We start from the raw sequence: 15,590 nt of genomic DNA on the forward strand, positions 1-15,590 counted from the left end.
GGCCGGCCCTATCGTGCTTCCTCGACGATTGTCAATCTCGCCGGCAGCGCGCCGGTGCGGAATAACAGCGCGAGTTCCCTGGCACTTTCAGCCGTGAAATTTCCCGATATCTGGACAGTGCCATGCTCGATGGGTTCCCGGATGATAGGCGCTGAAATCACCTGATCGTCCAAAATCACCGCAAATGGCCTGCCGATATTCCGCGTGGTTGCCCACTTGAAACGTTGCGTACCCTTGGAATCGAGCCGGAATGCGACGACAAACTGTTCTGTCGAACTGTCGCGGATCGCTTCCGCGCCCAGCACGCTCTCACCCGAGACAAGCACCCGGTCTTCGACCAGATAGGGAACTGGCGGATCATCCTGCGTGTAAAGCACCGTTGAACCGGCAGGCGCCTGGCCGTTGACCGCATCGTTCACAGGCGTCGACGTATCGACCAATTGGAAGCTCAGTCGGCCTTGCCGCGCAAGGGTATGCGCCAGGCTGTGCAGATCCGCGACGCCTGGCGCCTGAACCAGTATGCCGTCATCCGTCAACTGGACCGCGGGATCGGCAACGCCAAGTTCGTTGAGGCGATTTTTGATGACCTCGATCGACTGTGTGAGCGCGGCATAGGTTCGATACTTCGCGCCGGCATCGGTCATGGTGAATTTCAACAGGCCGCGCTCGCTATCGTCCAGCGCAAATTCCTGGACCGGGCCTTCCTTGCCGGCAATGGGATCGACCACCGCCTTGAGTGCCGCTTTGGCGGCCTCGATTTGCACGGGATCGCCAATGCGCAGTTGAACCGTGAGGCCCGATACGACAAGGCCGCTATAGTTGATCCTGGGTTCGGCGTCGCGAAGCAGCGTCCTGACCTGGTCGCGCATTGCTTCCAGCCGGCGGCTTTTTACCTGGTCGGTATCCAGGCGAAACAAGATATGCGCGCCGGGCACGGCGGCGAGAACATTCGGCGCGCCGAAGACCATCGAGATCAGGGCAAGCCCGATCAAAATGACCTTCAGGCGCGAAAGATAGACCATATGCCGCCGTTCGTCAGAACCCTGCCCGCGGCCATCACCGCTGGATTTCGCCTACTTCTTGGCGTTCTGGTTCGCCACCGGTTCGCCCTTGACGCGCACGTCCGAGATCGTCGAGCGCAGCGCGGTCACCTTGGTTCCGCCGCCAAGGTCGATCTCCAGTTCATTGTCGTCGATCACCTTGGTCACCTTGCCGACGAAGCCGCCGCCGGTCACCACCGTGTCGCCGCGGCGCACCGCCGCGAGCATTTCCTGGCGCTTCTTCAGCTGCCCGCGCTGCGGCCGGATGATCAGAAAATACATGATCACGAAAATCAGGACAAACGGCAAAATCGAGATAAGCATGTCTGGCGAAGCGCCGACGCCCTGGGCGTATGCCGGTGTAACGAACATCAAGAAACTCCTGGATGGTGAAATACCGCCGGGGCGGCCCCGCAAAATTTGGCCGGAATATAGTCGGTAAACTAGCCAATGCAACTGCGCTGCGAGGCCAATCCGTTGCTTTTCCAGCCGTTTGCGGCGTGCTAGAGCGTCGCAGCGGAAGCGGCTTCGAGGCCACCGAAAAAATCATGCTCCAACAAAAGCTTGGGCTTGGTTCTTGCAGCGACGCCGTGGAAGCTGCTCCGACGTGCTGAAATATCACAACAAAAAGACCTGATATGACCGACAGCCTGGACGCCCTGAACAAGAAACTCGACAGCCTGATCGAGGCGGTATCCCGCCTCGCCCCGCCGCCGGTTCCGCAGACCGACCTCGGCATTGCCGACTGCTTCGTCTGGCAGGCGGAGCCCGGCTATCTGGAACCGGTTCGCAAGGTCAACCGCGTCGACATTGGCCTGATCCGCGGCGTCGACCGCGTGCGCGACATCCTGCTCGACAACACCGAGCGCTTCGCGTCCGGCTACGCGGCCAACAACGTGCTTTTGTGGGGCGCGCGCGGTATGGGCAAATCGTCCCTGGTCAAGGCCGTGCATGCCACCGTCAACGCCTCCGACAAGCTCGACCGGCCGCTGAAGCTGATCGAGATCCACCGCGAGGACATCGACACGCTGCCCAAGCTGATGGGCCTCCTGAAGGCAGCGCCTTATCGGTTCATCCTGTTTTGCGACGACCTCTCCTTCGACCATGACGACACGTCATACAAGTCGCTGAAGGCGGCGCTCGAAGGCGGCGTCGAGGGCCGCCCCACCAACGTCATCTTCTACGCCACGTCCAACCGGCGGCATCTGTTGCCGCGCGACATGATCGACAATGAGCGCTCGACCGCTATCAACCCCTCGGAAGCGGTGGAGGAGAAAGTCTCGCTTTCCGACCGTTTCGGCCTGTGGCTCGGCTTCCACAAATGCTCGCAGGACGAGTATCTCGACATGATCGACGGCTATGTCCGCTATCACGGCCTGGCGACCGACCCCGAGCAGCTGCGCGCCGAGGCGCTGGAATGGGCAACCACGCGCGGCAGCCGCTCCGGACGTGTCGCCTGGCAGTTCACCCAGGACCTCGCCGGCCGGCTTGGCAAGCCGCTGAAGGATTAGGCCTAGCCATGATCGCGAACCGAACCTTCGGTTCTCACGGCCGAAACAAACTGAAAAAGCCCGCTCCTTGCGGAGCGAGCTGAAGACGGCGGGCCGGACTGGAGGTCAGGCGGCCCGCAAAACGGTTCTTGTTCTATTCGAGATAGCCGGTCGGATCGACCGGAGCCGAATTCTTGCGCACTTCGAAGTGCAGCTTGGGCGAGTCGGTCGTGCCGCTCATGCCCGACAGCGCGATCTCCTGGCCGCGCTTGACCTTCTGGCCGCGCTGCACCTCGATCGAGCTCGCATGGCCATAGACGGTGACCAGACCGTTCTCGTGCCGCACCAGCACGGTGTTGCCGAATTCCTTGAGACCGTCGCCGGCATAGATGACGACGCCGTTCTCGGCCGCCTTGATCGGCGTTCCTTCCGGCACCGCGATGTCGACGCCGTCCTTGCCGGAACCGAAGCCGGAGATCACACGGCCGCGCACCGGCCAGCGCATCTTGCCGATGCCGGTCGCGTCGGGGGCCACCGCATCGTCGTCCTCGGCCTGCTGGATGACCTTGGCGTCCTTCTTCGGTGGCGTGTAGGAGGCGAGCGTCTGCGACGGCGTGGTCTTCGCCGGCGGCTGCGTCGTCGCCGTCGTTACAGGATCGACGGCAAGCTTGGCAGCGGCAGGCTTGGCGGTCGCCACGACCGTGCCGCCGGCCGGGACCTTGAGCGTCTGGCCGATCTTGAGCAAGCCGTCCTGCATGCCGTTGGCCTGCTTCAGCGCCACGACGCTGACGCCGGTCTTCCTGGCGATCGAGGACAGCGAGTCGCCCGACTGCACGGTGTAGGAGCCGCCGGCGCCTGCCGGCTTGGCCTCGGCCATCTGCGGCGCGGGCTTCGGGTTCTTGGAACCTGCGGCCGCGGCCGACGTATCGACCTGAGCGGCGGATTTGCCGTCCTTGACCTTGGGCTGCTGCGGCAGCACGGCGACCTTCTCCGGAGCGGGCTGCTTCGGCGTGTTCGTCGGCTTGCCTTCGGCGACCTTCGGCTCCGCCTTGCTCGAATAGGCATAGGCGGGGATGACGATCTTCTGGCCGCTGCGAATGCCCTTCTTCGGATCGATCCCGTTGACCTTGGCGATGGCATCGGCCGGCACATGGTAGTGCGCCGCCAGGCCCGAAAGTGTCTCGCCGTCCCGCACCACGATTTCGGTCGCGTGCGGCGCAGCGCTCGCATTGCGCACCGCATCGGGCTCGGCGGTCTTGAACGGCTTGGCAGTGGCAACCGTGCCGGTGGCCGTCCTGTCGAGATGCGGCGCGGGAGCAAGCGCCGGAGCCGGCGCGAGGGCGGGAGCCGAGGCGGTACGCATCGGCTTTGCCGGCGCCGAGGGAGGCGGCAATTGCTGCGCCGTAACCGGATCGAGACTCGAGCGGCTCACCGACTGGGTATGGGTGCCGTCGACCGGCGCAGGCGCGACCGTGTCGCCCGGATAGGGCTGGTCGACATTCTGCTTGTTGATGATGGCGCGCTGATTGTTGGTGGAGGATGTGAAGACATCATCGACACCGTTGAAGCGCATCGACTGGGAACTGCACCCGGCCGCCGCGCCGGCAATCATCAGGACAGCGCAACCGCGCGCCAGATTACGTCTGTTTGCCTTCAAGTGATTGAATTGCATCGCACTAACCCGCACAGACCCGGTACAAACTGGTCACGATTAAAGCGCGTTAATGTTACTGGGCGGTTAACCCATTAGAATCCGGCGAAAATTTTCTTAAAACATTGGCGGAAATTTTGGCGAGGACTGTGAGGCCCGCTAAATCACCATCGCGACGCTGCGCAGGATCGGCTGCAGCCTGACCATGCCGATATCCTCGCGCTCGAAGCGGCTGCCCACCTTGGTGAGTTTGGCCAGCACCTGCTCGCCCTCCTCCGGGCCGATCGGCGCGATGACGATGCCGCCGCTCGACAGTTGGTCGAGCAGGAAGCGCGGCAGGCTTTCGAAGGCCGCCCAGGCGACGATGCGGTCGAACGGCCCTTCATTGGGCAGGCCGTTGGAGCCGTCGGCCTGGCGGGCGATGACGTTGCTGATGGCAAGCGCCTCGAAGCGCTGCTTGGCCTGCTCGGTCAGGGTCTTGTAGCGGTCGATGGTGATGACGCGCGCCGCAAGCCTCGACATGACGGCTGCCGTGTAACCCGAGCCGGTGCCGATCTCGAGCACGCGATTGCCCGGCTCGATGTGAAGCGCCGCGATCACCGCCGCCTGCAGATCGGCGCCCTCGATCGCCTCGCCGCATTCGATCGGCAACATGCCGTCCGACCAGGCGATCGCATGGAACTGGGCCGACAGGAAACCACGCCTTGGCGTCGCCTCGAAGGCCGCGACCAGCGCCTTCGGCGCCGTGCCCCTACCGCGCAGCCTGAGCAGGAAAGCGGCGAAACCTTCGCGGTCGTCGATGCCCGTGTTCATGCCAAAACCGTGCTCATGCCAAAACCCTATTCATGCCAACGCCTTGTTCATGACAGCGCCTTGGTCAGCTGGTCGCGGAGTTCATGGGCGGTGAGGTCGAGTTGCAGCGGCGTCACCGACACCAGCCGGTTGCGCATGGCATGGAGGTCCGTGCCCTTCTTGCCTTCGACCGGCTCGCGGCCGAAACGCAGCCAGTAGTAAGGCAGGCCGCGCCCGTCGCGCCGCTCGTCGACCCACAGGCTGTGCACCAGCTTGCCCTGCGCGGTAACGACAGTGCCCTCCACTTCGTCGGGCGCGCAGTTAGGGAAATTGACATTGAGCAGGACGCCTTCGGGCAGCGGCGTTTCCACCAAGCGCTTGAGCAGCGCCGGCGCCAGCGCCTCAGTCGTCTCATAAGGAACGACGCGGTCTTCGCCGACATAGGAATAGGCCTGGCTGACCGCGATCGAGCGCACGCCGAGCAGCGCGCCTTCCATGGCGCCCGCAACGGTGCCGGAATAGGTGACGTCGTCGGCGATGTTGGCGCCGGAATTAACGCCGGACAGGATCAGGTCCGGCTGTCCGGGCAGGATTTTTTTCGTGCCCATGATGACGCAGTCGGTCGGCGTGCCGCGCACGGCGTAATGCTTCTCGCCGATCTTGCGCAGCCGGAGCGGCTCCGAAATCGACAGCGAATGCGCATAGCCGGACTGGTCCTGCTCGGGCGCCACCACCCAGACATCGTCCGACAGCGTGCGGGCTATGCGTTCGAGCGACGCCAGCCCCTCGGCGTGGATGCCGTCGTCGTTGGTCAGGAGAATGCGCATGCGGTCACTTCGATTCGATCTTGGTAAGACCACCCATGTAAGGCCGCAGCACTTCAGGAATGGTTACGCTGCCATCCTCATTCTGGTAGTTTTCGATGACGGCTATGAGAGCGCGGCCGACCGCGGTGCCCGAGCCGTTCAACGTATGGACGAAGCGATTGCCCTTGCCGTCCTTGTCCTTGTAGCGGGCATCCATGCGCCTGGCCTGGAAATCGCCGCAGACCGAGCAGGACGAGATTTCGCGATAGGCGTTCTGCCCCGGCAGCCAGACCTCGATGTCGTAGGTCTTGCGCGCGCCGAAACCCATGTCGCCGGTGCATAGCGTCACCGTGCGGAACGGCAGGCCGAGCCGCTTCAGCACCTCTTCGGCGCATTGCGTCATGCGCTCATGCTCCGCGATCGAGTTTTCCTGGTCGGTGATCGAGACCAGCTCGACCTTGTAGAACTGGTGCTGGCGCAGCATGCCGCGCGTATCGCGACCGGCGGAACCCGCTTCCGAGCGGAAGCATGGCGTCAGCGCGGTGTAGCGCAGCGGCAGCTTCTCATGCGCGGTGATTTCCTCGCGCACGAGGTTAGTCAGCGGCACCTCGGCGGTCGGGATCAGGCCGAGGCGACTGTCGCCATGCGGCGTGAAGAACAGGTCCAGCTCGAATTTCGGCAGCTGGTTGGTGCCGAAAAGCACCTCGTCGCGCACCATCAGCGGCGGGATGATCTCTTCATAGCCGTGCTCGGTGGTGTGCAGGTCGATCATGAATTGGCCGAGCGCGCGCTCCAGGCGCGCCAGCTGGCTTTTCAGCACCGTGAAGCGCGAGCCGGACAGTTTCGCCGCGCGCTCGAAATCCATCATGCCGAGTGCTTCGCCGACCTCGAAATGCTCCTTCACCCAGTTCGGCCGCGTCGGCACCTCGCCGACGATGCGCTTGACCACATTGTCGTGCTCGTCCTTGCCGACAGGCACGTCTTCGAGCGGCACGTTGGGCAGCACGGCAAGCGCGTCTTCCAGCGCCTTGTCGAGCTCGCGCTCGCGCGCCTCGCCATTCTGGATGAACACCTTGATGTCGCTGACTTCGCTCTTGAGCTTCTCGGCAAGCGCTGAATCGCCCGAACGCATGGCGTTGCCGATCTCCTTCGAGGCGGCGTTGCGACGCTCCTGCTTGACCTGCAACTCGCTGAGATGCGAACGCCGCGCCTCGTCCTTCGCGACCAGATCGTCGACCGTGGACTGCGCCTCGCCCGCCGGCCACGAGCGCTTCACCAGCGCCTCGACAAGGGCCTTCGGGTTGTCGCGAATCCATTTGATGTCAAGCATGATCGATCCTCAAACTAATGCATGTCGCCCACAAGTGTGCCGCGGTTCTGGGCAACGACATGCATGAAAATAGAGACTTAAACCGCGTCGCGCGCTTTAAGGATCGAGGGCGTAAACCGCATCCGTCGTCGATGCAAGACGGCGGGTAAATGGACCGCTGCGATTTCCTGCCCCAGGCGGCGCCGTTTAGGTCAGGAGGCCGAGGTGTCCGGCGTGTCGCTCGAAACCGAACTCCCCGCCTCTGCCTGCTCGCGCGCCAGGCGGTCGCGCGCCTGGGCGCGCTCGATCATGCGCGAGGACCAGATGGCGACCTCGTAGAGGATGATGGTCGGAATGGCGAGGCCGCACTGGCTCATCGGATCGGGCGGCGTCAGCACCGCCGCAACGACGAAGGAAAGGACGATCGCCCATTTGCGCTTCTCGGCCAGCGCCTGCGACGACAATATGCCGACGCGCGTCAAAAGGCTGGTCACCACCGGCAACTGGAACACCAGGCCGAAGGAGAAGATCAGAGTCATGATCAGGCTGAGATATTCCGACACCTTCGGCAGCAGCGAGATCTGCACCTGGTCGTTGGTGCCGGTCTGCTGCATGGCCAGGAAGAACCACATCACCATCGGGGTGAAGAAGAAATAGACCAGCGAGGCGCCCATCAGGAACAGGATGGGCGAAGCGATCAGGAACGGCAGGAAGGCGCCGCGCTCGTTCTTGTAGAGACCCGGCGCGATGAACTTGTAGATCTGCGTGGCGATCAGCGGGAAGGCGATCACCATGCCGCCGAACATGGCGAGCTTCACCTGGGTGAAGAAGAACTCCTGCGGCGCGGTATAAATCAGCTCGACCTTGTGCGGGTCGAGCCCTGCCCACTGTGTCGCCCATTTGAAGGGGACGACAAGCAGGTTGAACAGGCGCTTGGCGAAGAAGAAGCAGACGAGGAAGGCGACGAAAAAGCCACCCAGCGACCAGATCAGCCGGCGGCGCAGCTCGATCAGGTGTTCGATCAGCGGCGCGGACGATTTTTCGATTTCTTCCTTTTCCTTGTCCGAAACGCTCACTTGGTGTCGCCCGCCATCTTCTTGCTGTCGGTTGCCTTCTTCGCAGCCGGCTTCTTCGCCGTGGCTGGCTTTGCCTCAGCCCTGGGCGCCGCCTTCCTGGCGGGCGCCGCGACTTTAACCGAGGCCGGCGAGGGTTTGGTCGGCGCCTTTGCGGCCGGTGCCTTCGCCGCCGCAACTGCCTTTGCCGTGGCGCCGGTCGTCTTTGCCTTGACGGTCGCAGCCTTTTTCGCCGGCCGGGCCGGCGCGGCGGTCTCGGAAACCGATGCGGTGACGGAGGCGTCGGTCATGGCCGGGAAGATCGGAGCGGCCGCAGCAGCCTCGGCTCCATTACCGCCGGGCATGTCCGTCGCGCCATTCTTGAGCGGCTCGGCGGCCTGCGGAGTCTCAGCGGCCGGTGCTGTCGGATCGGCGGCCGGCTTGGGCTTCATCATCGTATCGACGCCGGACCGCACGTCGGCCGCGGCCTGCTCGAACGGATTGAGCTGCTTGCGCACCTCGTTCAGCGGATTGAGACCGCGAAGGCTATCGATCGAACTCTTCACATCGTCGAGTTCGGCTTCCTTCAGCGCTTCGTTGAACTGCTTCTGAAAGTCGCCGGCCATGGCGCGCAATTTCGCCGCGGTGCGGCCGAAGGTGCGCAACATGTTGGGCAAATCCTTGGGCCCGACGACCACGATCATGACGACCGCGATCACCAGCAGTTCGCTCCAACCGACTTCGAACATGACAATCTATTCCGACGAGCGCCTGCCGCCCAAAAATGCGAAGCGGTTTTGGGACAACGGCAAGCTCAAAGCAACAACCGAGATCAGCTCTTGCTGACCTTCTCCTTGGCCGGCGAAACGGTCTCGTCGGAGCGATGTTCAACGGTACGCTTGTCGTCGGCGTCGTCGTCGGCCATGCCCTTCTTGAAGCTCTTGATGCCCTTGGCCATGTCGCCCATCAATTCCGGGATCTTGCCGCGGCCGAACACCAGAAGCACGATGACCAGCACGATCATCCAGTGCCAAATCGAAAATGAACCCATTGCTAAATCTCTCTCGAATGTTTTTCCCTGGCGATGATCTATGCGTTTTCGCTCGGGGATTCAAACACAACCGCTTCGAAGTTGATAAAATGGCTAGCGGATGTCACGCACTTTCGGCGTGAGCGGCTTGCTACGAATCCGCGCAGCCTCTGCTAATAGACCATTCGCGGCGATTTGATGATCACTCGTCGGTGACGCGCGGCGTCAGCAGCCCGAGCTCCTCGAGGTCGATATCGGTCAGCGCGTCCTCGTCTTCGGCGAGCGCGTCCGGATCGGCCGGCGGCACCGGCATCGAGAAATTCGCCGGCATGCGCGTCGAAAGCAGGCCAGCCCCCTTCAACTCCTCCATGCCGGGCAGATCGCGGATCTCCTCCAGCGCGAAATGATCGAGGAAAGCGTCGGTGGTGCCGTAGGTCACCGGCCGTCCGGGCGTGCGGCGGCGGCCGCGCATCCTGACCCACTCCGTTTCGAGCAGCGTATCGAGTGTGCCTTTCGACGTCTCGACGCCTCTGATGTCTTCGATCTCGGCGCGCGTGACCGGCTGGTGATAGGCGATGATCGCCAGCACTTCGAGCGCCGCGCGCGAAAGCTTTCTCTGCTGGACCGAGTCCCGGCTCATCAGGAAAGCCAGGTCGCCTGCGGTCCGGAAAGCCCAGGCATCGCCGACCCGTACCAGGTTTACGCCGCGCTTGGCATAGATTTCCTGCAGATCCGCCATGGCGGCGGCAATGTTCATGCCTTCCGGCAGGCGCGCGGCAAGCTGCTTTTCGCTGACCGGCTCGGCGCTGGCGAAAATGATCGCCTCTGCCATGCGCACGGCCTCCGACAATTGCAGCCGCTCGGCCGGGTTTTCGATGGAACCCTGCTCCGCCATCTCGTCTTCCGGTTCGTCCTCGACCTTGAACGGGATGACCGAAGCGTTGGCGCGTTCGCTCATGATACCACCTCGACTGCCCTTACCCTTTGCGCGCGGCCGCGCAGATAGATCGGCGCGAACACCTGGTCCTGCCGCATGTCCAATTTCCCCTCGCGCACCATTTCCAGCGTCGCCGCGAAGGAACTGGCCATCGCCGTGCGCTTCTCTTCCGGCGCGGCCAGATATTCGATCAGGAAGCTGTCGAGCGTCGTCCAGTCGCCGACCGAGCCGATCAGCCGCGCCAGCACCTCACGCGCATCCTTCAACGACCAAACGGCGCGCCTGGCAATCGTCACATTGTTGATCGCCTGCTTCTGGCGCTGCTGCGCGTAGGCGGTGAGCAGGTCGTAGAGCGAGGCCGAAAAGCTGTTGCGCTTCTCGATGATCACCATTTCCGGCAGGCCGCGCGAAAAGACGTCGCGGCCGAGACGGTTGCGGTTGACCAGGCGCGCCGCGGCGTCGCGCATGGCTTCCAGCCGCTTCAGCCGGAATTGCAGCACCGCCGCGAGTTCCTCGCCGCTTTCGCCCTCTTCGCCCGGCTGCTTCGGGATCAGCAGCTTCGACTTCAGGAAGGCGAGCCACGCCGCCATCACCAGATAGTCGGCGGCGAGCTCGAGTCTCAGCGCCCGCACCTTCTCGACGAAGGCCAGATATTGCTCGGCGAGCGCCAGGATCGAAATGCGCGCCAGATCGACTTTCTGGTTCCGTGCAAGATGCAACAGAAGATCGAGCGGGCCTTCGAAGCCGGCCACGTCGACGACCAGCGACGGGTCGCCGGTCAGGCGTGAATCGTCGTTCTCGGCCCATAGACGGTCCATCGGTGCGGCCTTCGCGGCCTTGCTTTCCAATGTCTCCGCCACTTGCTTTTCGTCCCTTCGGTTCAGGCCACCGCTTCGAAATAGGTGGCGAATTCTGCGCGTATCGCGGTTTCGTCGGCGACGTCGCGATCCTCTATATAGGTCAGCGCCCGCTCGGCTCTCGCCAAGGACTTGCCCGACAGCGCCGTCGTGCGCGAGGCGATCCCCGACATCTCCTCGAAAACGCCGTTGCAGTGAAGGACGAGATCGCAGCCGGCCGCAAGGATCGAGGCCGCCTTTGTCGGGAAATCCCCAGAAAGTGCCTTCATCGAGGTGTCGTCGCTCATCAGCAGCCCGTCGAAACCGATCTCGCCGCGGATGACCTGGTCGACGACCTTGGCGGATGTGGTCGCCGGATTGTCGGGGTCGACGGCGCTGTAGACGACATGCGCCGTCATCGCCATCGGCAGCTCGTTCAACGCCTTGAACGGGGCAAAATCATGCCGGCTGAGTTCCTCGAACGGCGTATCGACGGTCGGCAGCGCGAAATGCGTGTCGGCAAAGGCGCGGCCGTGGCCGGGAATATGCTTCATCACCGGCAGCACGCCGCCGGACATCAGCCCCTCGGCCGAAGCCCGGCCAAGCTCGATCGCGGCATTGGGCTCCTTGCCATAGGCGCGCGCGCCGATGACGTCGCTGGCGCCTTCGACTGGCACATCGAGCACCGGCAGGCAGTCGGCAGTGATGCCCAGGCGCGAGAGATCGAAGGCATGCAGCCGCGCCATAAGCCAGGCGGCGCGGCGGCCGGCCTCGCGATCGTCGCGCCACAACGCGCCAAGCGCGCCGCCGGCCGGATAGTTCGGCGCCAGCGGCGGACGCAGGCGCTGCACCCGGCCGCCTTCCTGATCGATGAAGACCGGAGCGTCCGGGCGGCCGACGCAGTCGCGCATCGAGGCGACAAGGTCGCGGATCTGCCCGGCTTCGCCGATGTTGCGCGCAAACAGGATGAAGCCCCAGGGACGTTCATCGCGATAGAAGCGGATTTCGTCTTCGGTGAGGGATTTCCCGGCGCAGCCGAGGATCATGGATTTTGATTCGCTCATGCACGGAAGCTTAAGGCTTTGAGCGGGCAAAGGGAATCACCCCTGCCCTCCGACCAGCCAAAGCCCACGACCGTCCACAACGAAAAGCCGGCGCGGCCTTGCGGCGGCGCCGGCTTTGATAGGCTTGATTCAATCAGCGCGATACGAAGCAGTTGCCGCCGGCCGCCTTGTAGCTGGTGCAAAGGTTGATCGCATCGTTGCGCGACTGGGCCGGAACGCGAACGCGATAGAAGGTGCCCTTGCCCGCGACCTCGGCCTTGACGATGTTGGCGGTGCGGCCGGAGAGCACACTGCCGTAGCGGCGTTGCAGGTCCTGATAGGTCGACTGCGCACTTTCGACCGTCGGCTGTGAGGCGATCTGCATCGACCACGAGCCGCCGCCGGCGGCTACCGCCGGATCGATCGAAGCGACCTGGTCCGGCTTGACCTCACCGACGATATCCACCGGCTGGTCGGACGGACGCGCCGGCGCCACCGGCACCACCGCCGGCGTGTTGGCCGACTGAGCCTTGGCTTCAGCCTTCTTCGCGGGCTTCGCCGGCTTGACGGCCGGCGCATCGGCCTGGTCCGTACCGGCCTGGCCCGCGTCGGAAGCCACGGTTCCCGTCTGCTGGCCGTCGGAGGCCGGCGCGACATGCTGCGGCGCCGGATCGCTCGGCTCGGCCGCCGCGACCTTCGGGGCGGCCGGGGCCGGGTCTTCACGCGGCACCAGCGAGCCGTCCGGCTTCACCATCATGGTCTTCACCTTGCGCGGCGCGACGGCGACGACGTCGTTGTTGACGGCGTTGTCGGCATCCTGCTGCAGCACCTGGGCGATGCGGTCTTCCGCCTTCGGCGCCGGCGCTGCCGGCTGCGCGCTTGCCGGCGCGGCAGGTTGCGCGCTTTGCGGCACGGTCGCTTGCGCGACGCCAGGCAGGGCTGCAGCTGAATCGTCGGCGGCGTCAGTGCCGGCCGCGGCGTCGTTGTCGTTGGGCGCGAGATCGACGACCCGGCTCGGCGGCGGTTCCTTCGATGCCAGGTCCACGGGCTGCTCGGTGGTGTTCACCAGCTTCTGCTGCACCGGCTCGGCGGGCTTGGCCGCGCCGCCGCCCTTGGCCACCGCGTCATAAACCTTGTTGTCCTGGTTCGGCACCACCGTGCCGCCCGGATTTTCGGGCTTCACCTTGATCGGCGAATTGTCGGCCTTGACGATAACCGGAGCCTCGCTGCCGCCCTTGCCGCCGAAGGAGAAGGCCAGCGCGCCAAGGCCGCCGAGAACCACCACGGCGCCGACCAGCGCCGCGATCATCACGCCGCGCCGACGCGGCTGCGCCGCCTCGCGCTCGGCAAGCCCGGGGATCGCCATCGCTTCCTCGAGCTCGGGATCGTAGTCGAGCTCATCGGCGGCGAAATCCTCCGCCTGCGAAACCGGCCGGCTGCCGGGCAGGTCGTCGGCGTCGTAATCGTTGGCGACGGCAAACGACGCCGGGGCTACCGGAGCCGCCGGAGCCTCGGTGCGCAAGTCGCGACGGTCATAACCGTTGAAGCCGGCGCTGTAGGATTCGTCATCATAGCCCCGGTTCTGCGCGGGCGCCGACGCGATCTCCGTCGCATTCATGTCGGTGAGCAGGCTGGCGAATTCCGCATCGAGATCGTCATAAGCGGCCGCCGCCGGCTGGTCTTCCTCGAAGCTGAGCTCCGGAATGTCGAGGTCGTCCGCGAGCGCGACCACGCGCTCCGGCACATCGACCGTCTCGACATCCGGCACATCTTCGTGCTGGCGAGGCGGCGACGAAGGCGCCGGCGGCTGCGCCGGCATGGCATAGGCGGAATAATCCGTCGCCGGTTCGCTGCGGTAGGCTGGCGCCGCCATCTGCACTGGCGCTGAAGGCGCGGCCATCTGCGCCGGAGCCGAGGGCGCCGGCTGCGCGGCAAACGAAGCCTGCACCGGCGGAGCCGAGGTCGGGGTCGAGCGGCTCCACGACTTGCCTGATTCCGTAGGCGTCGAATGCAGCCAATCGGAGGAATTTACCGGAGACCTTGCGGTGGCGGCAGCTGCCTGTTCAGCTTCGATGCTCTTGGCGAAAGCAGCGCCGAAATCGTCATCGAAATCAACATCGGCCTCGGTTTTGGCCGAGCTTGAGAAATCCTGGCGATCGAGTTCGCTGGCAAGCAGGTCGTCCATGTCGCTTTCTGCCGGCTGAGCGCCCTGCCCGTTTTGCGCCGACTGGTGCTCGTCGAGATCCCAGTCGAGATCATCAGCCGCCGCCTTCCCGCCAGCGTAGCTTGCGGGTTCCGCAACCAGACGTGGCGCGGGAGCGGGCTCCCTGACGGCCGGCATCGGTCGCGCGGTCATGGCGCCGAGCAGCGCATTGAGCTCGTCTTCCAGGCTGCGTTCGCTGGCCGCCGGCCTCGCCGATTCGACGGCGACGACCGGCGGAACCAGCGCGGCGGCGACGGGCGGAACCGGGGCGGCGACGACAGGAGCCGCCTCGACCGCGGCCGGCTGCAGCGCGGCGGCGGGCTCGATGGCCGGAGCTTGCGGCTCCTCGTTCAGCGCATCGCGGAAACTCAGTTCGAAATCGTCATCGAGGGTCAGCGCGGCGGCAGGTTCAGGCGCGGCGAACTCCGGCTCGGCGGCGAAATGGGCCGTCTCGGTCGGCACCTCGACCATCGGCGCTGGGTCATCGTCAATTGCTGCCGGCTCCGGCTCCTGAAAATCCTGAGCCTGGCCGAGATTGACATCGGTCATCGCCTGGTCGAAGTGACCGGCAAAATCGTCCTCGGAAATCAGCGGATCGGCCGCGGAGACTTCGACCGGCTCGACGGCTTGCGCCTGCTGCTCCGGCTCGTGGCTCTCAAACGACAGTTCGTCTTCGAGCGACATCTGGACGGCATTGTCGAAATCGGCGTTGAACGCCTCTTCGCTCGCGGCCTGCACGGCTTCGACGGCGGCCTGACGGGCCTCAGCCGGCTCGTGATAGTCGAGGTTGGCGGGTTCGTGATGGTCGAGCTGGAAATCCTGGTCCAGCGAAGCCGCCATTTCCTGATCGATCGGAAGCTCGTCTTCGAGCGGCGAGACATCCAGCGAACTGGCGACGGCCTTGTCGAAATCATCGTCAAAAGCGACTTCCGGCTCGGGAGCTTCTTGTGGCTCCGGCGCGAAATGCGGCTCAGCTGCAAAATGCGCCTCCGGCGCGAAATCCGCCTCCGGCACATGGGCCACGGCGAAATCGGCATGATCCGCCGCGTCGTCAAACACGAAATCCTGCTCGAAGGACGCAGTCAGCTCGTCGTCATTCGCGGCGGCGCTGGCGGCCTCGAAAGCCGGCTCATGGCCGATCTGATGCAGGGCAGCCTGCTGAGCGACCGGCTCGCTTTCCTCGACGGAATCGAACTCTCCCATCAACTCCTTTTCGAGGTCGATGTCGAAATCGTCCGCCGCTGGAGCCTGATTGGCCGGCGCGGCCTTCTCGACCGCAGGAGCCGACTGCCGCACCGGTTGGCGCGGGTCGAAACCCATGATCCGGGTCAGCTCCGCGAACGGATCATCGTCGGCGATGTCGTTGTGGTCGGCTACTTTCAGCGGGGTTCTGTCTGCCAT

The 15,590-nt window shown here is 64.4% G+C and carries 14 protein-coding genes; 1 reads left to right on the top strand and 13 read right to left on the bottom strand.

The genetic code is table 11. From position 1 onward, the window contains the following. Positions 1-8: 8 nt before the first annotated feature. Both FJW10_RS02455 and yajC read right to left on the bottom strand, forming a co-directional pair. Positions 9-1,022, bottom strand: coding sequence for a hypothetical protein (locus tag FJW10_RS02455; RefSeq protein ID WP_140898095.1), 1,014 nt, complete (start codon positions 1,020-1,022; stop codon positions 9-11). A gap of 51 nt (positions 1,023-1,073) precedes the next feature. Then, positions 1,074-1,412 (bottom strand): preprotein translocase subunit YajC, encoded by a 339-nt coding sequence (gene yajC, locus FJW10_RS02460; protein ID WP_140830714.1) that lies wholly within the window; start codon positions 1,410-1,412, stop codon positions 1,074-1,076. A gap of 266 nt (positions 1,413-1,678) precedes the next feature. On the opposite strand from yajC, the gene FJW10_RS02465 reads away from it, so the two are divergent. Continuing rightward, a complete protein-coding gene (locus tag FJW10_RS02465) occupies positions 1,679-2,551 on the top strand; it encodes an ATP-binding protein (protein ID WP_140898097.1) in 873 nt (290 codons plus the stop codon). 133 nt (positions 2,552-2,684) lie between these two features. Here FJW10_RS02465 and FJW10_RS02470 read toward each other — a convergent pair whose 3' ends face one another. The 11 genes from FJW10_RS02470 to FJW10_RS02520 form a co-directional block, all read right to left on the bottom strand. Next, the gene (locus FJW10_RS02470) at positions 2,685-4,202 is read right to left on the bottom strand and encodes a peptidoglycan DD-metalloendopeptidase family protein (protein ID WP_140898098.1); all 1,518 of its coding nucleotides are present in this window, start codon (positions 4,200-4,202) and stop codon (positions 2,685-2,687) included. A 138-nt stretch (positions 4,203-4,340) separates the two neighbouring features. After that, the gene (locus FJW10_RS02475) at positions 4,341-4,994 is read right to left on the bottom strand and encodes a protein-L-isoaspartate(D-aspartate) O-methyltransferase (protein ID WP_140830720.1); all 654 of its coding nucleotides are present in this window, start codon (positions 4,992-4,994) and stop codon (positions 4,341-4,343) included. Positions 4,995-5,041: 47 nt separating this feature from the next. After that, positions 5,042-5,800: a 5'/3'-nucleotidase SurE gene (gene surE, locus FJW10_RS02480; RefSeq protein WP_140898100.1), complete on the bottom strand. Its 759-nt coding sequence runs from the start codon at positions 5,798-5,800 to the stop codon at positions 5,042-5,044. Positions 5,801-5,804: 4 nt separating this feature from the next. After that, positions 5,805-7,109, bottom strand: a complete 1,305-nt coding sequence (serS, locus tag FJW10_RS02485) for a serine--tRNA ligase (protein ID WP_140830723.1) — start codon at positions 7,107-7,109, stop codon at positions 5,805-5,807. Positions 7,110-7,300: 191 nt separating this feature from the next. Continuing rightward, on the bottom strand, positions 7,301-8,164 hold the full coding sequence (tatC, locus tag FJW10_RS02490) for a twin-arginine translocase subunit TatC (protein WP_140830725.1): 864 nt from the start codon (positions 8,162-8,164) through the stop codon (positions 7,301-7,303). Beyond that, the gene (tatB, locus tag FJW10_RS02495; RefSeq protein WP_140898102.1) at positions 8,161-8,889 is read right to left on the bottom strand and encodes a Sec-independent protein translocase protein TatB; all 729 of its coding nucleotides are present in this window, start codon (positions 8,887-8,889) and stop codon (positions 8,161-8,163) included. Before tatB ends, tatC begins: the two co-directional genes overlap by 4 nt. Positions 8,890-8,972: 83 nt before the next feature. Next, a complete protein-coding gene (locus tag FJW10_RS02500; RefSeq protein ID WP_140830728.1) occupies positions 8,973-9,191 on the bottom strand; it encodes a twin-arginine translocase TatA/TatE family subunit in 219 nt (72 codons plus the stop codon). A 181-nt stretch (positions 9,192-9,372) separates the two neighbouring features. Next, positions 9,373-10,128, bottom strand: coding sequence for an SMC-Scp complex subunit ScpB (scpB, locus tag FJW10_RS02505; protein WP_140830730.1), 756 nt, complete (start codon positions 10,126-10,128; stop codon positions 9,373-9,375). Next, positions 10,125-10,925, bottom strand: a complete 801-nt coding sequence (locus FJW10_RS02510; protein ID WP_140830894.1) for a ScpA family protein — start codon at positions 10,923-10,925, stop codon at positions 10,125-10,127. Before FJW10_RS02510 ends, scpB begins: the two co-directional genes overlap by 4 nt. Positions 10,926-10,987: 62 nt before the next feature. Then, positions 10,988-12,007: a beta-N-acetylhexosaminidase gene (gene nagZ / locus FJW10_RS02515; RefSeq protein ID WP_140830732.1), complete on the bottom strand. Its 1,020-nt coding sequence runs from the start codon at positions 12,005-12,007 to the stop codon at positions 10,988-10,990. A gap of 133 nt (positions 12,008-12,140) precedes the next feature. After that, positions 12,141-15,590, bottom strand: coding sequence for an SPOR domain-containing protein (locus FJW10_RS02520; RefSeq protein ID WP_140898104.1), 3,450 nt, complete (start codon positions 15,588-15,590; stop codon positions 12,141-12,143).

The sequence above is a fragment of the Mesorhizobium sp. B4-1-1 genome (genome assembly GCF_006439375.1).
Taxonomy (GTDB): Bacteria; Pseudomonadota; Alphaproteobacteria; order Rhizobiales; family Rhizobiaceae; genus Mesorhizobium.

Excerpts from the sequence above, each read along its gene's own strand:
- FJW10_RS02455 (WP_140898095.1), bottom strand. The coding sequence starts at position 1,022 with ATGGTCTATCTTTCGCGCCTGAAGGTCATTTTGATCGGGCTTGCCCTG.
- yajC (WP_140830714.1), bottom strand. The coding sequence starts at position 1,412 with ATGTTCGTTACACCGGCATACGCCCAGGGCGTCGGCGCTTCGCCAGAC.
- FJW10_RS02465 (WP_140898097.1), top strand. The coding sequence starts at position 1,679 with ATGACCGACAGCCTGGACGCCCTGAACAAGAAACTCGACAGCCTGATC.
- FJW10_RS02470 (WP_140898098.1), bottom strand. The coding sequence starts at position 4,202 with ATGCAATTCAATCACTTGAAGGCAAACAGACGTAATCTGGCGCGCGGT.
- FJW10_RS02475 (WP_140830720.1), bottom strand. The coding sequence starts at position 4,994 with ATGAACACGGGCATCGACGACCGCGAAGGTTTCGCCGCTTTCCTGCTC.
- surE (WP_140898100.1), bottom strand. The coding sequence starts at position 5,800 with ATGCGCATTCTCCTGACCAACGACGACGGCATCCACGCCGAGGGGCTG.
- serS (WP_140830723.1), bottom strand. The coding sequence starts at position 7,109 with ATGCTTGACATCAAATGGATTCGCGACAACCCGAAGGCCCTTGTCGAG.
- tatB (WP_140898102.1), bottom strand. The coding sequence starts at position 8,889 with ATGTTCGAAGTCGGTTGGAGCGAACTGCTGGTGATCGCGGTCGTCATG.
- FJW10_RS02500 (WP_140830728.1), bottom strand. The coding sequence starts at position 9,191 with ATGGGTTCATTTTCGATTTGGCACTGGATGATCGTGCTGGTCATCGTG.
- scpB (WP_140830730.1), bottom strand. The coding sequence starts at position 10,128 with ATGAGCGAACGCGCCAACGCTTCGGTCATCCCGTTCAAGGTCGAGGAC.
- FJW10_RS02510 (WP_140830894.1), bottom strand. The coding sequence starts at position 10,925 with ATGGACCGTCTATGGGCCGAGAACGACGATTCACGCCTGACCGGCGAC.
- nagZ (WP_140830732.1), bottom strand. The coding sequence starts at position 12,007 with ATGAGCGAATCAAAATCCATGATCCTCGGCTGCGCCGGGAAATCCCTC.
- FJW10_RS02520 (WP_140898104.1), bottom strand. The coding sequence starts at position 15,590 with ATGGCAGACAGAACCCCGCTGAAAGTAGCCGACCACAACGACATCGCC.